The sequence below is a fragment of the Arthrobacter sp. B6 genome (assembly GCF_001663775.1).
GTDB lineage: Bacteria > Actinomycetota > Actinomycetes > Actinomycetales > Micrococcaceae > Arthrobacter.
In genome coordinates this window covers 1,084,023-1,103,923 of sequence record NZ_KV467168.1, presented here as the reverse complement: position 1 = coordinate 1,103,923, position 19,901 = coordinate 1,084,023, and the positions used below count along the sequence as shown (strand labels likewise).

15 protein-coding genes are annotated in these 19,901 nt (G+C 66.1%); 7 read left to right on the top strand and 8 right to left on the bottom strand.

Annotated elements, in window-relative coordinates; genetic code table 11:
* Positions 1-3: 3 nt before the first annotated feature.
* The 5 genes from pth (at position 4) to sufU (ending at position 8,453) form a co-directional block, all read left to right on the top strand.
* Positions 4-594, top strand: a complete 591-nt coding sequence (gene pth / locus AU175_RS04695; RefSeq protein ID WP_066286251.1) for an aminoacyl-tRNA hydrolase — start codon at positions 4-6, stop codon at positions 592-594.
* 121 nt (positions 595-715) lie between these two features.
* Positions 716-3,454, top strand: coding sequence for a helix-turn-helix transcriptional regulator (locus AU175_RS04690; RefSeq protein ID WP_066286250.1), 2,739 nt, complete (start codon positions 716-718; stop codon positions 3,452-3,454).
* The gene (locus AU175_RS04685; RefSeq protein ID WP_331711949.1) at positions 3,441-6,182 is read left to right on the top strand and encodes a helix-turn-helix transcriptional regulator; all 2,742 of its coding nucleotides are present in this window, start codon (positions 3,441-3,443) and stop codon (positions 6,180-6,182) included. Before AU175_RS04690 ends, AU175_RS04685 begins: the two co-directional genes overlap by 14 nt.
* A gap of 471 nt (positions 6,183-6,653) precedes the next feature.
* Complete coding sequence (locus AU175_RS04680; protein ID WP_066286247.1) at positions 6,654-7,979, top strand: SufS family cysteine desulfurase; 1,326 nt, start codon at positions 6,654-6,656, stop codon at positions 7,977-7,979.
* Between the two features lie 24 nt (positions 7,980-8,003).
* Positions 8,004-8,453, top strand: a complete 450-nt coding sequence (gene sufU, locus AU175_RS04675; RefSeq protein ID WP_066286246.1) for a Fe-S cluster assembly sulfur transfer protein SufU — start codon at positions 8,004-8,006, stop codon at positions 8,451-8,453.
* On the opposite strand, the gene AU175_RS04670 is transcribed toward sufU, so the two are convergent.
* Genes AU175_RS04670 through AU175_RS04660 form a run of 3 tightly spaced genes read right to left on the bottom strand, consistent with a single transcriptional unit; the run spans position 8,450 to position 10,736 of the window.
* Entirely contained in the window at positions 8,450-8,671 is a 222-nt protein-coding gene (locus tag AU175_RS04670; RefSeq protein WP_066286243.1) for an SCO4848 family membrane protein, read from the bottom strand. The genes sufU and AU175_RS04670 overlap by 4 nt on opposite strands.
* 4 nt (positions 8,672-8,675) lie before the next feature.
* On the bottom strand, positions 8,676-9,173 hold the full coding sequence (locus AU175_RS04665; protein ID WP_066286241.1) for a DUF2505 domain-containing protein: 498 nt from the start codon (positions 9,171-9,173) through the stop codon (positions 8,676-8,678).
* 48 nt (positions 9,174-9,221) lie between these two features.
* The gene (locus tag AU175_RS04660) at positions 9,222-10,736 is read right to left on the bottom strand and encodes an SDR family oxidoreductase (protein ID WP_066286239.1); all 1,515 of its coding nucleotides are present in this window, start codon (positions 10,734-10,736) and stop codon (positions 9,222-9,224) included.
* A gap of 194 nt (positions 10,737-10,930) precedes the next feature.
* On the opposite strand from AU175_RS04660, the gene mfd reads away from it, so the two are divergent.
* Positions 10,931-14,611 carry a transcription-repair coupling factor gene (gene mfd, locus AU175_RS04655; RefSeq protein WP_066286237.1) on the top strand — a complete coding sequence of 1,227 codons (3,681 nt, stop codon included), beginning with the start codon at positions 10,931-10,933 and terminating at the stop codon, positions 14,609-14,611.
* A 6-nt stretch (positions 14,612-14,617) separates the two neighbouring features.
* Complete coding sequence (locus tag AU175_RS04650; protein WP_066286235.1) at positions 14,618-15,439, top strand: metal-dependent hydrolase; 822 nt, start codon at positions 14,618-14,620, stop codon at positions 15,437-15,439.
* 72 nt (positions 15,440-15,511) lie between these two features.
* On the opposite strand, the gene AU175_RS04645 is transcribed toward AU175_RS04650, so the two are convergent.
* The 5 genes from AU175_RS04645 to cobA form a co-directional block, all read right to left on the bottom strand.
* Positions 15,512-15,757: a hypothetical protein gene (locus AU175_RS04645; RefSeq protein ID WP_066286233.1), complete on the bottom strand. Its 246-nt coding sequence runs from the start codon at positions 15,755-15,757 to the stop codon at positions 15,512-15,514.
* 53 nt (positions 15,758-15,810) lie between these two features.
* A complete protein-coding gene (gene deoC, locus AU175_RS04640; RefSeq protein WP_066286231.1) occupies positions 15,811-16,536 on the bottom strand; it encodes a deoxyribose-phosphate aldolase in 726 nt (241 codons plus the stop codon).
* A gap of 81 nt (positions 16,537-16,617) precedes the next feature.
* A complete protein-coding gene (locus tag AU175_RS04635; RefSeq protein ID WP_066286229.1) occupies positions 16,618-17,478 on the bottom strand; it encodes an FAD-dependent oxidoreductase in 861 nt (286 codons plus the stop codon).
* Positions 17,479-17,700: 222 nt separating this feature from the next.
* Positions 17,701-18,852 carry a uroporphyrinogen-III synthase gene (locus AU175_RS04630; RefSeq protein ID WP_066286227.1) on the bottom strand — a complete coding sequence of 384 codons (1,152 nt, stop codon included), beginning with the start codon at positions 18,850-18,852 and terminating at the stop codon, positions 17,701-17,703.
* A 14-nt stretch (positions 18,853-18,866) separates the two neighbouring features.
* The gene (cobA, locus tag AU175_RS04625) at positions 18,867-19,901 is read right to left on the bottom strand and encodes a uroporphyrinogen-III C-methyltransferase (RefSeq protein ID WP_066286226.1); all 1,035 of its coding nucleotides are present in this window, start codon (positions 19,899-19,901) and stop codon (positions 18,867-18,869) included.

Below are 19,901 nucleotides of genomic sequence, written 5' to 3'. Positions count from 1 at the left end.
CGCATGACTGACACGTGGCTGATCGTTGGCCTCGGGAATCCCGGGGCCGAGTACAAAGGCAACAGGCATAACGTAGGCCAGATGGTCCTGGACGAGCTGGCCGGCCGGATCGGCGGCAGTTTCAAGACGCATCGTGCCCGGGCCCAGGTCGTCGAAGGCCGCCTTGGGATCGGCGGTCCCCGCGTCGTACTGGCCAAGCCCATGAGCTACATGAATGTCTCCGGCGGCCCCGTCGCAGCACTGGCAAACTTTTACGGCATCTCACCGGACCATGTCGTCGCAGTGCACGACGAGATCGACATACCTTTTAACACCGTCAAATTGAAGTGCGGCGGCGGTGAAGGCGGGCACAACGGACTGCGCGACATGTCAAAGGCCCTCTCCACCAAGGACTACCTGCGGGTCCGGGTGGGAGTCGGACGTCCGCCGGGGCGGATGGACACCGCCGACTATGTTCTCCGTGATTTCGGAACGGCGGAGCGCAAGGAGTTGCCGTTCCTGCTCGATGAAGCGGCAGACGCTGTGGATGTGCTGGTCAGGGAAGGCCTGACCGCCGCGCAGCAGAAGTTCCATCCGGCAAAGTCCCAGCTCTAGCAAAATAAAACTTAATCGCCTGTTTGCTGTCTAGTAGTCAGTACCTCGGGGTAGTCTTCTTCGTAAGCGGGGGAGCGATGGGGCTTTATCCCCGCTAGAGCGGGATCTAGGGGATAAGTTCATGTCAATCGAGCCACTCAGCTGGGGACGTGGGTCAACGCTCAACGATGTTGAGGTGCACACGGACACAGCCGCACAGTCCGAGCACCAGCGATGGTCCGTACCTGCCCGGAGTGCCAACCTCGAAGCCGTTCGTACAGCCCTGACCAGCAAAAACTCCTTGGGTGTGATCATCACCGGCGGCCGGGGAGTGGGAAAATCCTCCTTGGCGCGGACGGCGGTTGCCGAACTGGGCCCGGACATCTGGGCTCTCCAGCTGCGCAGCGGCCATCCTGCCTCCAAGACCCCCTACAGCTGCCTGTCCTCCCTGCTGGCGCGGCTTCCCCAGGCTTACATGGGTTCCCCGACGGCCATCCTCCGTGGCATCACGTCCCTGATCAGGAGCGACGCAGCGGGGCGGCCCTGCGTTATCACCCTGGACACCGCGGGCAGCATCGATGACATGAGCGCCGGCGTCCTCTTGAACATCCTCCTGACCGGGACAGCCCGGATCGTCGCTGTCGCGCCTAAGAGCAGTGACCTGCCGGCGGATTTCCATTGGCTGCTCACCGAGCGCCGCCTGACCGAAGTCAGGCTGGACAACCTGAACGAGCTGCAAACCCGCCAGGTGCTGTTGTCCTTGCTGGGCCACCGCGTTTCGGCCTCCCTGGTGAGCATCTACCACAGCATGGTGGGCGGAAACCCCCTGCTGTTGAAAGCCCTGGTGACGGAGCAGCAGCTATCCGGGAACCTGGTGCTCTCGGATTCCGTTTGGACCCTGCGTGACAAGGTAGTGCTCGACGGCGCGGCCAGCCTGGATGACATCGTGCGTTCCAGGTGGGCGCGGAAGACACCGGAGACACGTGGCGTCATCGAAATGCTCTCCTGTGCCCGCAGCGTGGAACTGTCCCGCCTCACGTCGATCTTTGGTGCCGGCATCGTGGCAGACATGGAAGACGCATGCCTCCTCAAGATCGATGGAACTGACAGCCGCTGGGTCTCCCTCCGTGAAAAGTACCTTGGCGACGTCGTCCGCTCATGGCTCAGCATCGCCCGGCGCCGGGAACTCCGGACGCAGTTGCTGGGCGGCAAGGAACCGGACCCCGCCTCCATGACCGTGGAGGAGCTGATGGCCTTTGCGGCCTGGACTCGCGAGTGCGAGGCGGAACTTAGCCCCGCCATGGCTCTGGCCGCCGCAGAAGCCTCCGTCCAGCTCTTCGACCCGCATTCTGCCCTCACCTACGCCGAGACCCTGACCCGGAATGACCCCCAGTGGGTGGCTGGACAGCGGCAGAAGGCCGCGGCGTACCTCCTGCTGGATCTGCCCATTCAGGCCATGGCCGCCCTCGACGACATTACCCAGCCTCAGCTGGACAACCTGGACGCAGAGGAATACGCCCAGGTGGTGGCGGCCAAGTCCACGGTTATGGTCTGGCTGCCGGAACATACGGGGAAGGTACCGGGCATGCTGGCCGAGGCAAGGACACGGCTGGGTGTGGGCCCGGAGCTGGCGGCCGGTTGGCCGTCCGCGCAGGCCGTGGCCGCCAACCGCATCAGCCTCAGCGAATTTGAATACAAGGCTTTCGTGGGCGACTTCGCGTCCATGGTTCCCGCCCTCGAAGCTGCCTCTGATGCCGCCAGCAACCCCGACGTCTCGTTCAGGATGAATGCCTCCGTCATTCTCATGACTGCGCTGTCCCTGACCGGGCGCGAAATGGACGCCCTGAGCCTGATGCGGGCGCTCGGCGGGCAGATCTCGGACGCTGCGGAGATCGTGGGCCTCCGCGAGGAGTACACCAGCCGCGCGTACTCTGTCCTGCTGATCGCTGGGCAGTGGCGCCGCTGCATCGACCTCCTTGATCCGCCCGGGACACGTGGGGCGCACCGGCTCCCGTACCGGAGCGCCGCCACCGAGCTGGCTGCGGGCATAGCCTACGTATATTCCGGGAGGGGAGCCGCTGCCCTCGATCCGTTGCTGTCCGCCGCGGCCCAGCTGGAGCTCCGGCCCGTGCAAAGCTCCCTCCGTTCCGCCTACGCCGCGACCGCTTTGGCGTACGCCCAGATCGGGAACGCAGGCCAGGCACGCAGGTACTTGGAGAAGCTTCACCGCTCCGCGGGCCCGTGTGACTTCCTGACCGGCAGCATCATCGAATTCTGCGCTGACATGGCGGGCCGGTGGCTCGGGGAGAACGACGCCGCGACCCGGCTCAAGGAGTCCGCGCGCCGGAACATCGAGGCCGGACGATTCACACTGGCCGGCATCAGTCTGCTGGGAGCCACCATCAACGCCACCGATGCCGAGTTCAGGCTTATGGAGCAGGTGGCGGCACACCGGCAGGGGCCATTGGCGGAGATCTCCCGCCTGATCGCCGTGGGCAGCAGGACCAAGGACGCGAAGGTCCTGCTGACCGGCGGCGAGCTCGCGGCCACCCTCGAACTGGACGCCGTGGAAGCACGGTGCATGGCGCTTGCCGTGGACTACGCACGCCAGGTCGGTGACTCCGTGTCGGCCAGGACTGCGCAGGCGCGGCTGGATATACTGGCTGCCACCGTCGCCAACCTTCCGATTGTGCCGAGCAGCGGCAGCCCCCTGCTGACAAGCAGGGAGCGCCAGATTGCACGGCTGGCCGGAAGGGGAGCGTCCAACCGGGACATCGCACTTGAAATGGGCGTCTCGGTCCGTACCGTTGAAGGCCACCTGTACCAGGTCTTCACCAAACTCGGAGTAACTTCCAGGGGTGATCTGACTGGACTCGTCTAACGGCAACGCACCCAGACCGGGCACGGCGGCCCGCCTTCTTACGGGACGGCGGGAGCCGCTGGACCGCATCTGCAACATCATCCGCAGCCGTACCAGCCTGGCCGTCTTCCTGATGGCAGGGCCCGGCATCGGGAAGTCAGCCCTGGCCGAAGCCATCACCGAGCGACTATCCCCGGAAATGATCGTTTTGCGGATTCACGGCAGTTCGTCCCTGTCAGGCGTGCCCTTTGGTGTGCTGACTCCGTACACGGCAGAGCTGACGGCGGAGGACTCCGTCTCCCCGGTGGCCGTACTCCGGTCCGTATGGACGTATTTCGAGAAACTCAAGAACGGCAAAGACACCCCGCTGCTGCTGGTGGTCGACGACGCCCATCACCTCGACGACGCCAGTGCAGGCATAGTGGCAGACATGATCTCGGCCGGCTGGGCGAGCGTCGTGGCCGCCGGCAGGCCGCGCCCTGGGCTGCCGCAGCCACTGGACCAGCTCTGGTACGACGGCCTGGCTGACCGGGTGGACCTGCGGCCGCTCAACCGGGAGCAGATCGAAGAAGTCCTTGCGCACATCCTGGACGGCACTGTACCCGCCGGGACGGTTGACTCCATCTGGAGCGCCTCAGGGGGCAACCCCCGGATCCTGGACGCCCTGCTCCACGACGCTGCAGAGCAGGGGGTACTCGCCAAACGGAACGGCATTTGGATGCTGCTTGGGCCGCTGCCTTCCGACGGCGCCAGACTTACGGCCGTGGTCTCCAAGGACCTCCTCCGGCGCCGGCCTGAGGAACAGGAAGCACTGAAGCTGGTTGCGCTGGCCGAGCCCGTGAGCCGCAAGGTGATTGAGGACATCTGCGGAGCCGAGCTGGTCCGTACCCTCTTGGACCAGCAGACGCTCGTGGAAGGCAACGGCAGCCCTGCCGTGCTGAGGGTGTGGAACGCCGTCATCGGTGAGGCCGTCAGGAAAAGCGTGTCCGTCTCACGCAGCCTGCAGCTGCTTGAAAAGCTCCGCGCCCAGCAGGAGGCTCCGCCGTCGAGCGCGGAAGGCAGGCTGCGGGCCGCCGAATGGGCGCTGGAGTGCGGGCTAAAGGTGGCAGAACCTGAACTGCTTGAGGCGGCTGCCACTGCCATCGCCGGGTTCCGGAACCGGAGCGCCCGCACGATGGCCGCCAGGGTGCAGGATCCCCTTCTGGCACCGCGCGCCCGCGCAATTCAGGCAAGGGCCCTGTTCAACGAGGCCCACTATGCCGAGGCAGCCAATGCGCTGGATCGGTGCTGGCTGGAGGTTACGGACAGTTCCGAGGCGGCCCACGTCCTGCTGCTGCGCATAGCCGCTCATCAGGCCCTGGGACAGCCAGTGGCAGCGATTGTCGCTGAATCCCGTGAGCTCCTGCGCCAAGCCGGACTGCTGCAAGGACCTTCCTCCGCCCGCCCGGCGGAAGCGGAATCCGGCACGCCAAGCCATTCCCCTGCTTATCCCGACCTCGGGCGGCCCTGGCAGGACCAGATGCTGCACCTCCTGGAGCTCGGCGAAGCCGGCGACCACAACGCCCTGGGTGAGGTTGTCCAGGACATTAGGGGCCGCAACCCCGCAGAACCGGCTGATGACGCCCTCCGGGCCATCGGACTCGCGCTTCACTCCCATGCGCTCTCGGCGGCGGGACGCGGCGTCCAGGGCCTCGATGCCGCATTGCTGGCCGCCTCGGAACTTCCGACGCTCCGCGACGGTGTGTTCTTTTTCAACGAATTTGTCCTGGGCCGCCTGGTCATGGACTACCTGGCCGTGGGTGAGTGGGAGTCGGCCGAACGGGAGCTGGCCAACTACGCGAAAGAGCAGGCCGCCGGGGCAGCGTGCTTCAACGGCGGTGTTCAGCTCCTCAGGGGTTACTCGCTGCTGCGGCAGGGCCGGATAGAACGTGCCTACCAGTTGCTGCTTCCGGCCGTCGAAGCACTCAGGCTCAATGACCCGCTCCAGCTGTTCCGGTTCGGTTCATCGCTGGGCTTCTACGTTGCGGCACGGCTCGGTGATGCCGCGCAGGCCGCGCGGCTGGAGCTGGACTACAAAGGCGCAACCACCGGCACACCCGCCAACGAGCTCCTCGCGAAGGCGTATGCCGCTGCGGCGGCAGAGTACGTGGCCCGTGACGGAAAGGGCCTGGCCTCCATCCACACGCTGGCAACCACCTCTGAAGTCTCGATCCGGGAGGGGATGAACCTTGAGCTACTGGCCATTTGCTGGGACTTGGGTGACCACTCCGTTATTCCACTGGTGCCGGCCCTCGCGGGGAAGGTTGAAGGCCGGTGGGCGGCAGCCCTGCTGACGCTGGCCCGGAACTGGGAGTCCGAAGACGCCGATGCCCTGATGGACTCTGCCGCGAACCTTGAAGCGAGCGGATTCGTCAACCTGGCCCGGGAGTCCTACGCCAGGGCCAGCACTGTTCTGGAACAGTCCGGCGAACGGCGGCGGTCCCGGCAGGCAATCGCCCTCCGGGAGAAATGCGACCACGAATTGGGTGAGCGGTTCCGGGAAGGGCACTTCATCGCCGCGGCGCCGGCAGTGCACCTGACCCGGCGCGAGCAGGACATCGTGGAGCTGGCCGTACAGGGCCTCACCGACCGGGAGATTGCCCAGCGGCTCATGGTGTCAGTGCGCACAGTGGAAGGCCACTTGTACCGAACCTATGTCAAGCTGGGCGTCCGCAGCCGCGACGAGCTGGCCTCGGCCCTGCCAAAGTAGGCAACGCAAACAGAATTCCCGCCCCAGCCGCCATTTCCCGCCGGTCGCGGGGTGGTTGGGTGTGCCCGGGGACCTCCTAGGTGGTTGGTTGCCAAATGCGCGTATCGGCACCGCGTAACCCGTAGTAACGGCGCGAAAAAGTCGAGTACCCCCTACTCGTGTACTCGGCGGCCCGGCACGATTTACTAATACAAGCAGGAAGAAAGCGGATCGAAACAAGCCGCAGACCCCGCTGCCAGACTTAGTAAAGGCCTCTTCGCACTACAACTTCCGGCTCCCAAGGGCCGGACCGAGACGGGGCCGGCGACGTCAGAGTCTTCTGAGACCGAGGCTCTCCCCCCAGCCGTCGCCGGCCCTCCACTCTCCGGCTGAAGCCCGGAACGACTGTGGCGGCTGCCCCCGCAGGGGCGCCGCCACAGTCGTGCTGTGGGACAATTGAGTGTCATCCATTGACATCTCAAGGAGTGAGTTTTGGCCGTAGTAACAACCCCAGCCACGCTGGAACGGGCTTTGCCGGCCATGGACAATGCCGAAGTGATGCGGATCCGGAACGACTTCCCCGTGCTTGGGCAACTGGTGAACGGCCGTCCGCTGGTGTACCTGGATTCCGGCGCTACCTCCCAGAACCCGCTTAGCGTGATTGAGGCGGAACAGGAGTTCTACGAGCAACGGAACGCTGCTGTGCACCGCGGTGCCCACTTCCTTGCCGTGGAAGCCACCGAGGTCTTCGAAGACGCCCGCCAGACTGTGGCCGACTTCATTGGCGCCGACTACTCCGAAACGGTGTGGACGTCCAATGCCACCGAGGGCCTCAACCTTGTCAGCTACGCACTGTCCAACGCTGCATTGTGGGCAGCGCACGGGCGCGGCGATGCCAGGCTCCAGGAATTGGCTGTAGGACCGGGTGACCAGATTGTGGTCACGGAGATGGAGCACCACGCCAATCTCATCCCCTGGCAGGAGCTTGCCTTCCGGACCGGTGCCACGCTCCGTTTTATCCCCATCGACGATGCCGGCAGGCTGCGGATGGACCTGGCCGCCGAAATTCTGGACAGCAGGACGAAAGTCCTTGCCTTCACCCATGCGTCCAATGTGCTGGGGACCATCAATCCCGTTCAGGAACTGGTGGCACTGGGCCGGAAAGCCGGGGCCCTGGTTGTCCTGGACGCCTGCCAGTCCGCTCCGCATCTGCCCTTGGACGTGAAGGCCCTTGACGTGGATTTCGCCGTCTTTTCCGGCCATAAAATGCTTGCGCCCACAGGAATCGGGGTGCTGTACGGCAAGCAGGAGCTCCTGGACGCCCTGCCGCCGTTCCTGACCGGTGGCTCCATGATCACTACTGTCACCATGGAGCAGGCCGAGTACCTCCCGGCTCCGCAGCGGTTTGAAGCCGGAACGCAGCGGATTTCCCAGGCGGTTGCCCTCGCGGCAGCGGCGAACTACCTCACGGAAACCGGTCTGGACCGCGTCCATCGGTGGGAGTCTGAGCTGGGCCAGCGTATGGTGGCGGGCCTGGAAAACATCCCGGGGGTACGGGTCCTGGGTCCTGCCGCAGGGCAGGAACGGATCGGCCTCGCGGCTTTCGACGTTGAGGGAGTGCACGCCCACGACGTCGGCCAGTTCCTCGATTCGCAGGGCATCGCCGTCCGGGTGGGGCACCACTGCGCCCAGCCGCTGCACCGCCGCCTGGGACTGACCGCAACGACACGGGCCAGCGCGTACCTGTACAACACCACCGACGACGTCGACGCGTTCCTGGAATCCGTCGCCGGAGTCCGGTCCTATTTCCGCGTCTAGAGCGAGTACCGAAGGTAACTGAAAATGAGCCTTGACCAGCTGTACCAGCAGATCATCCTCGACCATTCCAAAGTCCGCCACGGCAGCGGCCTGGCCGGCGTGGCCGCGCCCGAGGGCGCGGCCACCGGGCAGTCGCACCAGCTCAATCCCGTGTGCGGCGACGAGGTCACCCTTCGCGTTGCGGTTGAAGACGGCAAAGTCGCACAAGTTTCCTGGGACGGTGAGGGCTGTTCCATCTCCATGGCCTCAGCCTCTGTCCTGAGCGAGCTGGCCGAAGGGCTCTCCGTAGCAGAACTCCACGCGGTCATCGACAGTTTCCGCGAGGTCCTGCGGTCCCGCGGCAAGATCCACGCCGATCCTGAGGTTTTGGGCGACGCAGCCGCCTTCGAAGGCGTGGCCCGTTACGCCGCCCGGGTCAAGTGCGCCATGATCTCCTGGGTGGCGGCCGAGGATGCCCTGAACCAGGCGGCTTAGCCCAGCAGGGCTATTATCCCGATCACTGCCGTTGCCGCCCCCAGCACCATCGAGATGCTGACGAGCACCAGGTGCACATTGAGGAACTTCGTTGCCTTGCCGGCGGCGTCCCGCGCCCGGGGATCCTTCATCACCCGGCGCAGGAATTGCGGCCAGACTGCCAGCGACCAGGTGCCTGCGATGATCAGCAGAATGGCCGCGAACAAGGGGAGCTGCATGGCGTCAGTGGCTTTCCAGCCAGGCCTGGGCCTGCTGTGACTGGATGTTCAGGGCCTTCGCGACCATGGGCTCGGCAGCATCGGCGATCTTTCCGCCGAGGAAGGGGACGGACGAGGTCACGTTGCCTTCCAGCTCAACGCGGGTGCTGCCGCCTTCTGCAACGAGCCGCTGGACTGCCGTCACGTCAAGGGGAGCGCCGGCGATCTTCAGCGTGATGTTACTTTGGCGGGAACCGTCCGCAGCAGGGGCGTCCCAGTTCTCCACCTGGGTCACCGTGAGCTTGTCACCCACGAACTTGCGGGCGATCTCCGGCAGGCGGGTAGTGGGCAGGGTGCGGACGGAGGTGGTGCTGAAGGCTCCTGCAGTATCGCCGTCCACCGCGAAGGACTCCAGTGTCCCGCCTACAAATTCACTCGTGTGCCGCTGGAAGTCCTCGTTGATGAAAACGGCAGCGACGCTGTCGACGGCGTGGGGAAGGGTAGTGGTTGCACTCAGTGCCATGGGTCCTCCGTAGGATCTGGGGTCAGAACGCTTTTTGCTTCCCACATCCTACGGGGTTCCAGGCGCCTCTTCCGCACTGGCAAGTTTCCGGGCGGCGGCCGTGATATTGCGCGACATCGCCGGAAAAATAAGGCTGTGGAAGGGAAGCACGGCCAGCCAGTAGAGCCTCCCACTGAGGCCCTTCGGGAAGAAAATGGCCCGCTGCCGGTAGCGGCTGCCCGCGCCGTCGGGCTCCACGGACAGTTCCAGCCAGGCGCGTCCGGGGGCGCGCATCTCTGCCCTCAGGCGCAGCATTTTGCCGCGGTCAATGTGTTCCACGCGCCACCAGTCCACCACTTCGCCGGAAGCGAGACCGCTTGGGTGCCGGCGTCCGCGCAGGAGCCCCGCGCCGCCGGTGAGCTTATCCAGCCAGCCCCGCACCTGCCACGCGAGCGGCAGGGAGTACCAGCCGTTCCGGCCGCCGATGCCCTCGATGACGGTCCAGACATGGGCAGGATCAACGTTCCCATGGAAGGTCTTTTCGTCCACGAAGACCGTGTGGCCGGCCCAGTCCGGATCGCTGGGCAGGGGATCGGCGTCGGCTCCGGCATTGGCCCAGGTGGTCTCCACCTGGCCGTCCCGCTCCTTTCCGAGGGCGAAGGCAACCGCGCGCCGGTACGGAGTCAGTCCGCCCGCAGGCACGGGGATGAAGGAATCAATGTCGTGCTCGCGGGATACGGCGTCGTGTTGCAGTGATTCGACGAGCGGCAGGGACATGGACAGCGGGATGGGCGTGGTCAGGGCCACCCACATGCCGGCGAGCCGGGGCGCGGGAATGGGCAGGGCGAGCACTACGCGGTGCGGCAGGCCGGCTTCGACGGCGTACTCCTTCATCATGCCCGCGTAGCTCAGCACCTGCCGGCAGCCGATGTCGAACGTGCGGTTGACCGGCCCCGCCAGGGAGGCGGCGCCCACGAGGTAATGCAGCACGTCCCGGACGGCGATGGCTTCGATCTTGTTGCGGACCCAGCTGGGCGCCGGCATCAGCGGCAGGGCTTCGGACAGGTGCCGGATCATCTCGAAGGAGGCAGATCCCGAACCGATCACCACCCCGGCCTGGAAGACCACCGCGTCCACGGGACTGTCAAGGAAGGCTTTGCCGACAGCTTCCCGGGAGCGCATATGGGTCGACAACTCCCCGCTGGAGGGGTGCAGGCCGCCCAGGTAGACGATCCGGCTGACCCCCGCATCGGCGGCCGCATGGGCGGCGGTCTCCGCCATGGCCTTTTCCTTGGACTCGAAGCCTGCGCCGGCGGCCATGGAATGGACGAGGTAGTACAGCACGTCGACCCCTGTCAGCGCCGTCCGCAGCGCCCCGCCGTCGTCAAGGCTGCTCTGGACCACCTCAACGTCATCCAGCCACGGCACGCCGGCGACCTTGGCCGGTGTCCGGACCAGCACCTTCACCGTGTGGCCGGCCTCCAGGAGCCGCGGGACGAGCCTGCCGCCGATGTAGCCGGTTGCACCCGTAACCAGCACGGTTTTGGCTGCGTCACCTTGTGATCTCTCAGTTGTGCCCGTCATGCTGGCTCCTTCGTGTCACTGTGCGATTCGGTCACTGTGCGATTCGGAGCGGCAAGGCGTCCGGACGGCCATCGGTCCTGAAAGCGTAATCTGTCGTGTGGCAGGGGTAGGCTGGGACTACCCGGGATTCGAAAGCGAATTTCGGGTTTTCGCGTTGCCTGCGATCCCCTTGAAGACCCACAGGAGTTTCTGCCATGAGCCCGAGCGCCTCCCGCACCGGTACGTCCCATCCCGGTCCGCCGCTTGATGGACTGCGCCGTGTCCTGGCCGAGGACCAGTCTTTCGCCCGGGTCAGGGCCGAGGCCGCCAGGGGTTTCGACGTCCGGGGCCAGGACTACCAGATCAGCGCACCGGCCGGCCTCCGTGCCGTCCTGCTGGCAGAAATGGCAGACGGCCTGGCCGCAGCCGGCGACGCAGGGGGAACGTCCGACGGCGGGAACCCGGCTGTGGTGCTGGCAGTCACCGCGACGGGACGCGAAGCAGAGGACCTGACAGCCGCCCTGCGTGCTTATCTCCCGGCCGATGCGGTGGCTGAGTTCCCCAGCTGGGAAACCCTGCCCCACGAGCGGCTCTCGCCGCGTTCAGACACCGTGGGACGGCGGCTGTCCGTCCTGCGCCGGCTGGCGCACCCGGAAACCTCGACGGCGGGAGCCCTGCGGGTGGTAGTGGCGCCGGTCCGCGCGGTGGTCCAGCCCATCGTCGCCGGATTGGGTGACCTGGTTCCGGTCACCCTGACCGTTGGCCAGGAAAAGCCGTTCTCCGATGTTGTGCGGAGCCTCGCCGACGCTGCCTACGCGAGGGTGGACATGGTCACGCACCGTGGCGAGTTTGCCGTCCGCGGCGGCATCATCGATGTTTTCCCGCCCACCGAGGACCATCCCATCAGGGTGGAGTTCTTCGGTGACGAGGTGGACCAAATGCGCTGGTTCGCCGTCGCTGACCAGCGCTCGCTGTCCTCACCCGGCCTGCATCACCCCACTGTCCTGCACGCCCCGCCCTGCCGTGAAATCCTGATCACGCCGTCGGTGATGTCCCGGGCGGCGACCCTCAAGCAGCAGCTCCCCGCGGCCGCTGACATGCTGGAGAAGATCGCCGGCGGGATCACCGTGGAAGGCATGGAGTCACTGGCGCCGGTGCTGGTGGATGCGATGGTCCCGTTTGTGGAGCAGCTGCCCGCCGGTTCCATCTCCGTGGTCATAGAACCGGAAAAGGTCCGCACCCGCGCACACGATCTTGCCGCCACCAACGAAGAGTTCCTCGAGGCGGCATGGTCCACCGCGTCCGACGGCGGAACAGCGCCCCTGGACTTGAGCTCGCAGGCATCAGCGGCCCTGCACTCCGCCAGCTTCCGGTCCCTGGCCGACACCCGCAGCTCCTCCCTGGACCACGAGGTCTCCTGGTGGTCCATTACGTCCCTTGCAACGGACGAGGAACTGCTGCCGGAGATCGATGTCCTGAACCTCCACGCGCGGGAACCCCGCGGGTACCAGGGCGACGTCGCCGAAATGATGGACTTCATCGGCTCGCACGTCCGGGACCAGTGGCGCATCGTGGTGGCCACCGAAGGCCCCGGACCTGCCCAGCGCCTGGCGGAACTCTTCCACGACGCCGACATCCCCTGCGCAAGGGTGGACACCCTTGACCAGGAACCCCAGGCGGGCATCATCGAAGTGACCACCGCCGCCGTCGGACGCGGTTTTGTCCTGGACAGCCTCAAGCTGGGCCTGCTGACCGAAGCCGACCTGCTGGGACGCACCTCTGCCAGCTCCACGAAGGACATGCGGCGGATGCCGTCTAAGCGGCGGAACGCCGTGGACCCGCTGCAGCTGGTGGGCGGCGACCACGTCGTGCACGAACAGCATGGGATCGGCAGGTTCGTGGAGCTGATCCAGCGCAGGGTTGCCGGTGGCGGCGACGGCGTCCGCGAGTACCTGGTCCTGGAGTACGCCCCGTCCAAGCGCGGCGCCCCCGGGGACCGGCTGTTTGTCCCCACGGACCAGTTGGACCAGGTCACCCGCTACGTCGGCGGCGACACGCCTGTGCTCAGCAAGATGGGTGGTTCGGACTGGGCCAGTACCAAGTCCAAGGCCCGCAAGGCCGTCAAGGAGATCGCCGGCGAACTCATCCGGCTGTACTCCGCGCGGATGGCCTCCCGCGGCCACGCCTTCGGGCCTGACACGCCCTGGCAACGGGAGCTGGAGGAGGCCTTTCCGTATGTGGAGACTCCGGACCAGCTGACCACTATCAATGAGGTCAAGGCGGACATGGAGCGGGAGATTCCCATGGACCGCCTGGTGTCTGGCGACGTCGGCTACGGCAAGACGGAGATCGCCGTGCGGGCCGCTTTCAAGGCGGTCCAGGACGGGAAACAGGTGGCGGTCCTGGTGCCCACCACGCTGCTCGCCCAGCAGCACTATGAGACCTTTACCGAGCGTTTCTCCGGTTTCCCGCTCCGGGTCAAGGCACTCTCGCGTTTCCAGGGGGCCAAGGAATCCAAGGAGACCGTGGAGGGCGTCAAGAGCGGCTCCGTGGACGTTGTTATCGGCACCCACCGCCTGCTGTCCAAGGACTTCGCGTTCAAGGACCTGGGCCTGGTGATCGTGGACGAGGAGCAGCGCTTCGGGGTGGAGCACAAGGAAGCGCTGAAGAAGATGCGCACCAACGTGGATGTGCTGGCCATGAGCGCCACGCCGATCCCGCGCACGCTTGAGATGTCCCTGACGGGTATCCGGGAAACGTCCACACTCGCCACGCCGCCGGAGGAACGCCACCCGGTGCTCACCTACGTGGGCCCGTACACGGACAAGCAGACCTCGGCAGCCATCCGCCGCGAACTGATGCGCGAGGGCCAGGTGTTCCTGGTGCACAACCGCGTGTCCACCATCGAACGGACGGCGGCGAAAATCCGGGAACTCGTTCCGGAAGCACGCGTGGAAGTGGCGCACGGGCAGATGTCCGAGAGCCGGTTGGAGCAGATCATCGTGGACTTCTGGGAGAAGCGGTTCGACGTGCTGGTGTGCACCACCATCATCGAAACAGGCCTGGACATCTCCAACGCCAACACCCTGATCGTGGACGGCGCTGACAAGTACGGCCTCTCGCAGCTGCATCAGCTCCGTGGCCGGGTGGGCCGTGGCCGGGAACGTGCCTACGCGTACTTCCTGTACCCGTCCGAGAAGCCGCTGGGCGAGGTGGCACTGGAGCGGCTCAAAGCCGTGGCCACGCACAATGAACTTGGTGCCGGCATGCAACTGGCCATGAAGGACCTCGAAATCCGCGGCGCGGGCAACCTGCTGGGTGGCGAGCAGTCCGGCCATATCCAGGGTGTGGGCTTCGACCTCTACATCCGTCTGGTGGGGGAGGCGGTGGCAGATTACCGCGGCGACGCCGAGGAAAAGGCCGCCGAGATGAAGATCGAGCTGCCGGTGAACGCCCATCTGCCGCACGACTACGTGCCGGGGGAGCGGCTGCGCCTGGAGGCGTACCGCAAGCTGGCCTCCGCCATCACCAACGAAGCCATTGAGGAGGTCCAGGCCGAGCTTGTGGACCGCTATGGGGAGCCCCCGCTGCCGGTCAAGAACCTCATCGCCGTGGCCCGCTTCCGGGTGGGGGCCCGCGAGGCCGGGCTCTCCGACGTCGCCCTGCAGGGTAACTTCATCAAATTCTCTCCGGCGCAGCTGCCGGAGTCCAAGGTCATGCGACTGGCCAGGATGTACCCCGGCGCGCAGCCCAAGCCTGCCCTCGATGCCGTTCTGATCCCGAAGCCGAAGACCGCGAAGATCGGCGGCAGGGACCTGCAGGATGCCGAAATCCTGGACTGGGCCAACGGCGTCATCCGCAACATCTTTTCCGACGCCCCGCTGGCGGTGGGGTAGGACTTGATGGGAGGACATCACGCCGCGTCAGGGGCCGCGGCGTGGGTAGCTATTGCCTCGACCGGGCCGTACACGCTGGGCTGGTATCCCCTTGATGCCACCGGAATCCTGATCGGCGGAATGGCGACGGCGGGGACCGCGCTCGTGTGCGACTGGGACCACCGGCACAGCACGGTGGCCAACTCCCTGCCGCCGCTGTCCAACATGATTGCCGCGGGCATTGAGAACGCCAGCGGCGGGCACCGGCAAGGCACCCACTCCGTGCTGGGGGCGGCGTTCTTCGTCCTGCTGGCCATGGTGGCCGGGCAGATCCAGCTGCAGACAGACTGGGGACTGCTGTCGGTGGGTGCCGGGCTGCTGTGCATGTTCATGATCAACATCGCCGCCAAAGCGCTGAAGCTGTTCCCCAAGTCCGGCTTCATCAGCAACTGGGTGTTCGCCCTGACGATGGCAGGACTGGTCACGTGGTTCGCCCCCGACCAGTGGACGTGGCTGCCCGTCTCGATGCTGACCGGGGTGGTGGTCCACATCGTGGGTGACATGATCACCACCGGAGGCGTCCCGCTGCTCTGGCCGATCGTCATCAAGCCGCCCAGGTTCCTGAGGAAACTGCCGGTGATCAACGACGTCTGGAGGGCCAACGGCGCTTTTTCTGTCCCGCTGCTAGGCCGGGCCGGCTCCCGGCGGGAATGGCTGGTGCTGATCCCGGTGAGCGCCTACGCCATGGTGGGAATGTGCGTGGCGGCCTCGGCACTGGCGGCGACGCACTTCCCGGTGGCGATGGCACTGGGAACGGGCGTGTTTGGCCGTTTCTTCGGCGCCGGCTGACGCGGATTGGCTTAAAAGGCCGAGGCCCCCGGAAAGATCGGGGGCCTCGGCCTTCGTGTCTCAGCAGGGTCTTTAGTGCTCGCCGGCGGAATCGGAGCGGCCGGTAATGGTCTGCGGGATCCAGAACGCCAGGGCGAAGAGGCCCAGGCAGACGGCCATCGGCCACGGGTTGCCAAGCGTCAGGAACGAGAGCGAGTAGATCGCGCCCAGGAAGAACGCCATCATGACAGCAAACAGAAGGATGCTGGTGACGAGGTTGTTCTCGTTCTCGGGGGTCTGGACAGTGGTAGCGCCGGACGCTGTGGTCTTGCTGGACATTCATTCCTCCTTGGCCCCGCGGGGCCCAAATTGTGGCGGCTTCCGGACCGGTGTCAGTAGCCGGATGAACCCTGTTCACCCTTGACGATCGCAATTCCGGAGCTGGCACCAATACGTGTTGCACCTGCAGCAATCATAGCCTGCGCGTCGGCGAGGGACCGTACGCCGCCGGAGGCCTTGACGCCGAGATCCGGACCCACCGTCCGGCGCATCAGCGCGATGTCCTCCGCCGTGGCGCCGCCGCCATTGAAACCGGTGGAGGTCTTCACAAAGTCAGCACCTGCCTCCACTGCCGCCTCACACGCCAGGACCTTCTGGGCGTCGTCAAGGAGGGCCGTTTCGATGATGACCTTCAGGATGGCCCCGCTGGCGTGCACCGCTTCCGCCACAGACGTGATGTCTTCGACCAGTGCGCCCTTGTCGCCGGCACGGGCGGCGGCGATGTTAATGACCATGTCGACCTCGTCGGCGCCGTCCAAAACCGCTCCGCGGGCCTCGAAGGTCTTGACGTCGGTGGGAGTGGCTCCCAGCGGGAACCCGACTACCGAGCAGGTCAGGACGCCGGATCCCTTGAGCGCTGTCTTGGCGGTTTTCACCCAGACGGGGTTGACGCAGACTGATTTGAACCGGTACTCGGCAGCTTCGGCGCACACCTTGAGGATGTCCGCCTCGCTGGCCTCGGGCTTGAGGAGGGTGTGGTCGATGAAGGATGCGATATTGCCGGAACCTGTGGTCCCGGTTCCCGCAGTGTGAACGGAAGGGGTGGCTTCATTGTTCATGTTGGTCCTCTCCAGGCGCCCTGTGGGCCGCAAATGCCACGGTGCCCGTGGCTGGTCAGGTGACCATCTTGCCATAGCCGGTCAGGCGGCGGTCTGAAGCACCGGGGGAGCGGAAGCCGCCGTCAAAAGCTGGGTGGCGCAGGCCCCGGCTGCAGAAGCCGCAGCAACCAGCAGTCCCAGGCGGACGCCGTCGAACGCCGCTGCGTCGCCGATGGCCCAGACGCCGGGAACCGAGGTCCTGAACTCCTTGTTGATCGCGATTCCGCCGTTGGGGGCGGTGGCGAGTCCGGCGCTGGCGGCGAGTCCGTCGCGGGATACACGCTCTTCAGCCAGGACCACCAGGTCACCATTCATGCTGCTGCCGTCCTCAAAGACGATTCTGGCCGCGGCCAAACCCGATCCCGCGATGGAGGGCACCACAGCGTCCGGCCGGACCGTTGTCCGGATGGGCCTGACCCCGCGGGCGCGCAGCACCGCCTCAGCCTGCCGGGCCGCGGGACCGGTGCCCACCAGAATCCCCAGCGGCCGCCTTCCCAGCTCCCGGGTGACTTCCTTAACGGCGTCGCCGATCCGGGCGGCGTCATCGATGGTGGAGTAGCTCAGGCACCGCCCGGCGCCTTCCACCGGTGACGTGACCGGAGCCGATCCGGTGGCGATGACCAGTTCGTCGTAGCTGAATTCCATGCCGTCCGCAGTGGTGACAGTTCGGTTGGCCGGGTCAATGAAGCTTGCGGGCTGGCCGAACCGGACCGACACCTGAGGTAGTTCTGCAAGGTCCAGGAGCTCTGCCGGAGCATCATCCCGGTTGCTCAGTACGGTGATGGTTCCGCGGAACCTGCCACCGTCCAGCTGGCGGACCAGCGCCTGCGCGGCGGGCCCTGCACCGGCGATGACGATGCGCGGGGCCGGGGAAACGGAAGAGGACGGTGCCGGAGCGGACATGTGCTGGCCCTTTCGCAGGCGGCCGCAGGGGCGGCCGGGAATTCGTTGGTGAACCCCAGCGTAGGCGGCTGGCTTTTCCAGCGTGTTTCCCAGCCATTACGGACTTTTCCCCGCCTGTTCGCTGCCCGTTACCAGCCGGTAATAATAGGAGTTTTTGTCCAGATAATGCACTCAAAACGAGGCTTTGGACGCATTATCTGGACAAAAACTCCTTCGGGGGAACTAGACGCGGATCCGGTAGCCCCTCTTGACCACAGTCTCCACCAGGCGGCCGTCCGGCAGGGAGGAGCGCAGGCGGCTGACAGTCATGTCCAGTGCGTGGACCGAGCCCCTCAGTTCGAGCAGCTCCGACAGCGATTCGCGGGAGAGCACGGCCCCGCCGGCACCGAGCAGGGCACGCAGCAGCAGCAGCGGCGCGGGGGCCAGCTCAACCTGTTGCCCGTCGATCCGCAGGCTGCGGCCGCGCAGCTCGATGTTGCCTGACCTCGTGTCAAGCCTGCGCACGTGGTTAAGTGCCAGGTGCTCACAGACCAGCCTGATGAGTGCGCCCATCCGGAACCGTTCCGGGATCAGCGGGGTCACACCGGCGTCGAGCAGGGGCTGCGCGGTGACCGGGCCGACCACTGCTGTGGTGACATTGGTTTTCAGGCTTTCGATCAGCTGCTTGTACACACCCATTTCGTGGGCGGTGCTCCACATCGCGTCGACCGCGGGTGCGCTGGTGAACGTCAGGACATCCAGGTTCCCGCTGCACGCAGCTTCGATGAGCCGGGGAAGCCTGTCCTCTCCGTCGGGCTTGACCCAGCGGTACGGCGTCACTGTCAGGACGGTGGCGCCGGACATGCGGAGACGCTCCAGCTGCCGGACATCCGTGTAGCCGTGCAGCTGGACAGCCACGGTCTTGCCGCGCACGCCTTCGGCCAGCAGCATGTCCACCAGTGTTGCGGTGGTTTCGTCGCTGCTGATTCCGACGTCGGCAAGGCCGGCCGCGCGGACGGCGCCCCGGGCTTTGGGCCCACGGACGAACATCCGGCAGGCTGCCAGGGTGTCCAGCAGGTCCTCGCCGATGCCAAACGAGTCGGCAGCCTCGCACCAGCGACGCATGCCGTAGGCAGTGGTGGCGATGCAGAGGTCCGGGCGTGCGGCGATGACGGCTTTGGTGTCCTCAATGAGACGGATGTCCTCCTGCACCGGGGCGATCTTGAGCGCCGGGGCATGCAGGACCTCAGCGCCGCGGCGTTCCAAGGCCTCGATGAGGTCCCGGGAGCGCCGGTGTGAGGTCACTCCGATGCGGAAACCCTCCAAGGGGGAGTCCGCAGCGTCCTGTCCGGAGGTTTCTTCAATCTGGGGTTCTGCGGGTGCCAGTGCGTTCATGTGGTTCGATCCTTTCATGAACCGAGCAGCGAGGCCGCCAGCCTGTCCAGGTCGGCGGCGGCCTCAGCATGCCCACGGTTGGCTTCAGCCACCCGTACCACCTCGCCGATGACGAGCACCGCAGGGTTGCTGCAGCCGGCAGCGGCGGAGGTGATGGTGCCCAGGTCCGCGATGGTGGTCCGCTGCCCGGGGCGGTAGCCGCGTTCCACCACAGCCATGGGCATGTCGGGACGCATCCCGGCCTTGCGGAGCCCGGCCGCCAGTTGGTGCAGTGTTCCGATGCCCATCAGCACCACAATAGTGCCGCCGAGGCCGGCGAGGTGTTTATGTTCCTTCTCGGTCAGCGGCGCGTGGCCGGAGACTACAGTGAACATGTGGCTGACCTCGCGGTGGGTCACGGGGATGCCGGCAGCGGCAGGGACGGAGATGGCGCTGGTGACACCGGAGATGACCCGGACTTTGACACCGGCGGCCACGCAGGCGGCGACTTCTTCGCCGCCGCGGCCGAAGACGTAGGGATCGCCGCCTTTGAGCCGGACCACGTTGTTTCCCGCGAGGGCGCTTTCCACCATCAGCTTTTCGATGTCGGACTGGCCCACCTTGTGGTGTCCCGGCTTCTTTCCGACATCCACCAGTTCGGCCGAGGTGAGGGAAGGCAGTTCCTGGCAGGGAGCCAGCCGGTCGTAAAACACGACGTCGGCATCCCGCAGCGCCTTGACGGCCGCCACGGTCAGCAGTTCCGTGGTGCCGGGGCCGCCACCGACGAGGGTGACGTGGCCGACCGGCCCGGCAGCCGGCTCGGTGGAAACGGGAATGCCGGTTTCGCGGCACCGCTCAAGCAGGGCCTCCCAGCCGGGCTGGCCGTCGTCGACCGCTGCAACCAGGAAAGGACGCTCGGGCAGCGGGCCGTCATGCCCGGCACCCTGGGGGGTGCTGAGGCGGTAGACGACGGCGCCGGCTGCCTCGAAGCGGCGGACCGCCTGGCGTGCGGCGTGGTCCGAGCCGGTGACCAGGACTTCGCGGCCGGTGAGATCAATGCTGAGCTGCAT

Excerpts from the sequence above, each read along its gene's own strand:
- pth (WP_066286251.1), top strand. The coding sequence starts at position 4 with ATGACTGACACGTGGCTGATCGTTGGCCTCGGGAATCCCGGGGCCGAG.
- cobA (WP_066286226.1), bottom strand. The coding sequence starts at position 19,901 with ATGCAGCTCAGCATTGATCTCACCGGCCGCGAAGTCCTGGTCACCGGC.
- AU175_RS04660 (WP_066286239.1), bottom strand. The coding sequence starts at position 10,736 with ATGACGGGCACAACTGAGAGATCACAAGGTGACGCAGCCAAAACCGTG.
- mfd (WP_066286237.1), top strand. The coding sequence starts at position 10,931 with ATGAGCCCGAGCGCCTCCCGCACCGGTACGTCCCATCCCGGTCCGCCG.
- AU175_RS04635 (WP_066286229.1), bottom strand. The coding sequence starts at position 17,478 with ATGTCCGCTCCGGCACCGTCCTCTTCCGTTTCCCCGGCCCCGCGCATC.
- AU175_RS04645 (WP_066286233.1), bottom strand. The coding sequence starts at position 15,757 with ATGTCCAGCAAGACCACAGCGTCCGGCGCTACCACTGTCCAGACCCCC.
- sufU (WP_066286246.1), top strand. The coding sequence starts at position 8,004 with ATGAGCCTTGACCAGCTGTACCAGCAGATCATCCTCGACCATTCCAAA.
- AU175_RS04650 (WP_066286235.1), top strand. The coding sequence starts at position 14,618 with ATGGGAGGACATCACGCCGCGTCAGGGGCCGCGGCGTGGGTAGCTATT.
- AU175_RS04670 (WP_066286243.1), bottom strand. The coding sequence starts at position 8,671 with ATGCAGCTCCCCTTGTTCGCGGCCATTCTGCTGATCATCGCAGGCACC.
- AU175_RS04630 (WP_066286227.1), bottom strand. The coding sequence starts at position 18,852 with ATGAACGCACTGGCACCCGCAGAACCCCAGATTGAAGAAACCTCCGGA.
- AU175_RS04665 (WP_066286241.1), bottom strand. The coding sequence starts at position 9,173 with ATGGCACTGAGTGCAACCACTACCCTTCCCCACGCCGTCGACAGCGTC.
- AU175_RS04690 (WP_066286250.1), top strand. The coding sequence starts at position 716 with ATGTCAATCGAGCCACTCAGCTGGGGACGTGGGTCAACGCTCAACGAT.
- deoC (WP_066286231.1), bottom strand. The coding sequence starts at position 16,536 with ATGAACAATGAAGCCACCCCTTCCGTTCACACTGCGGGAACCGGGACC.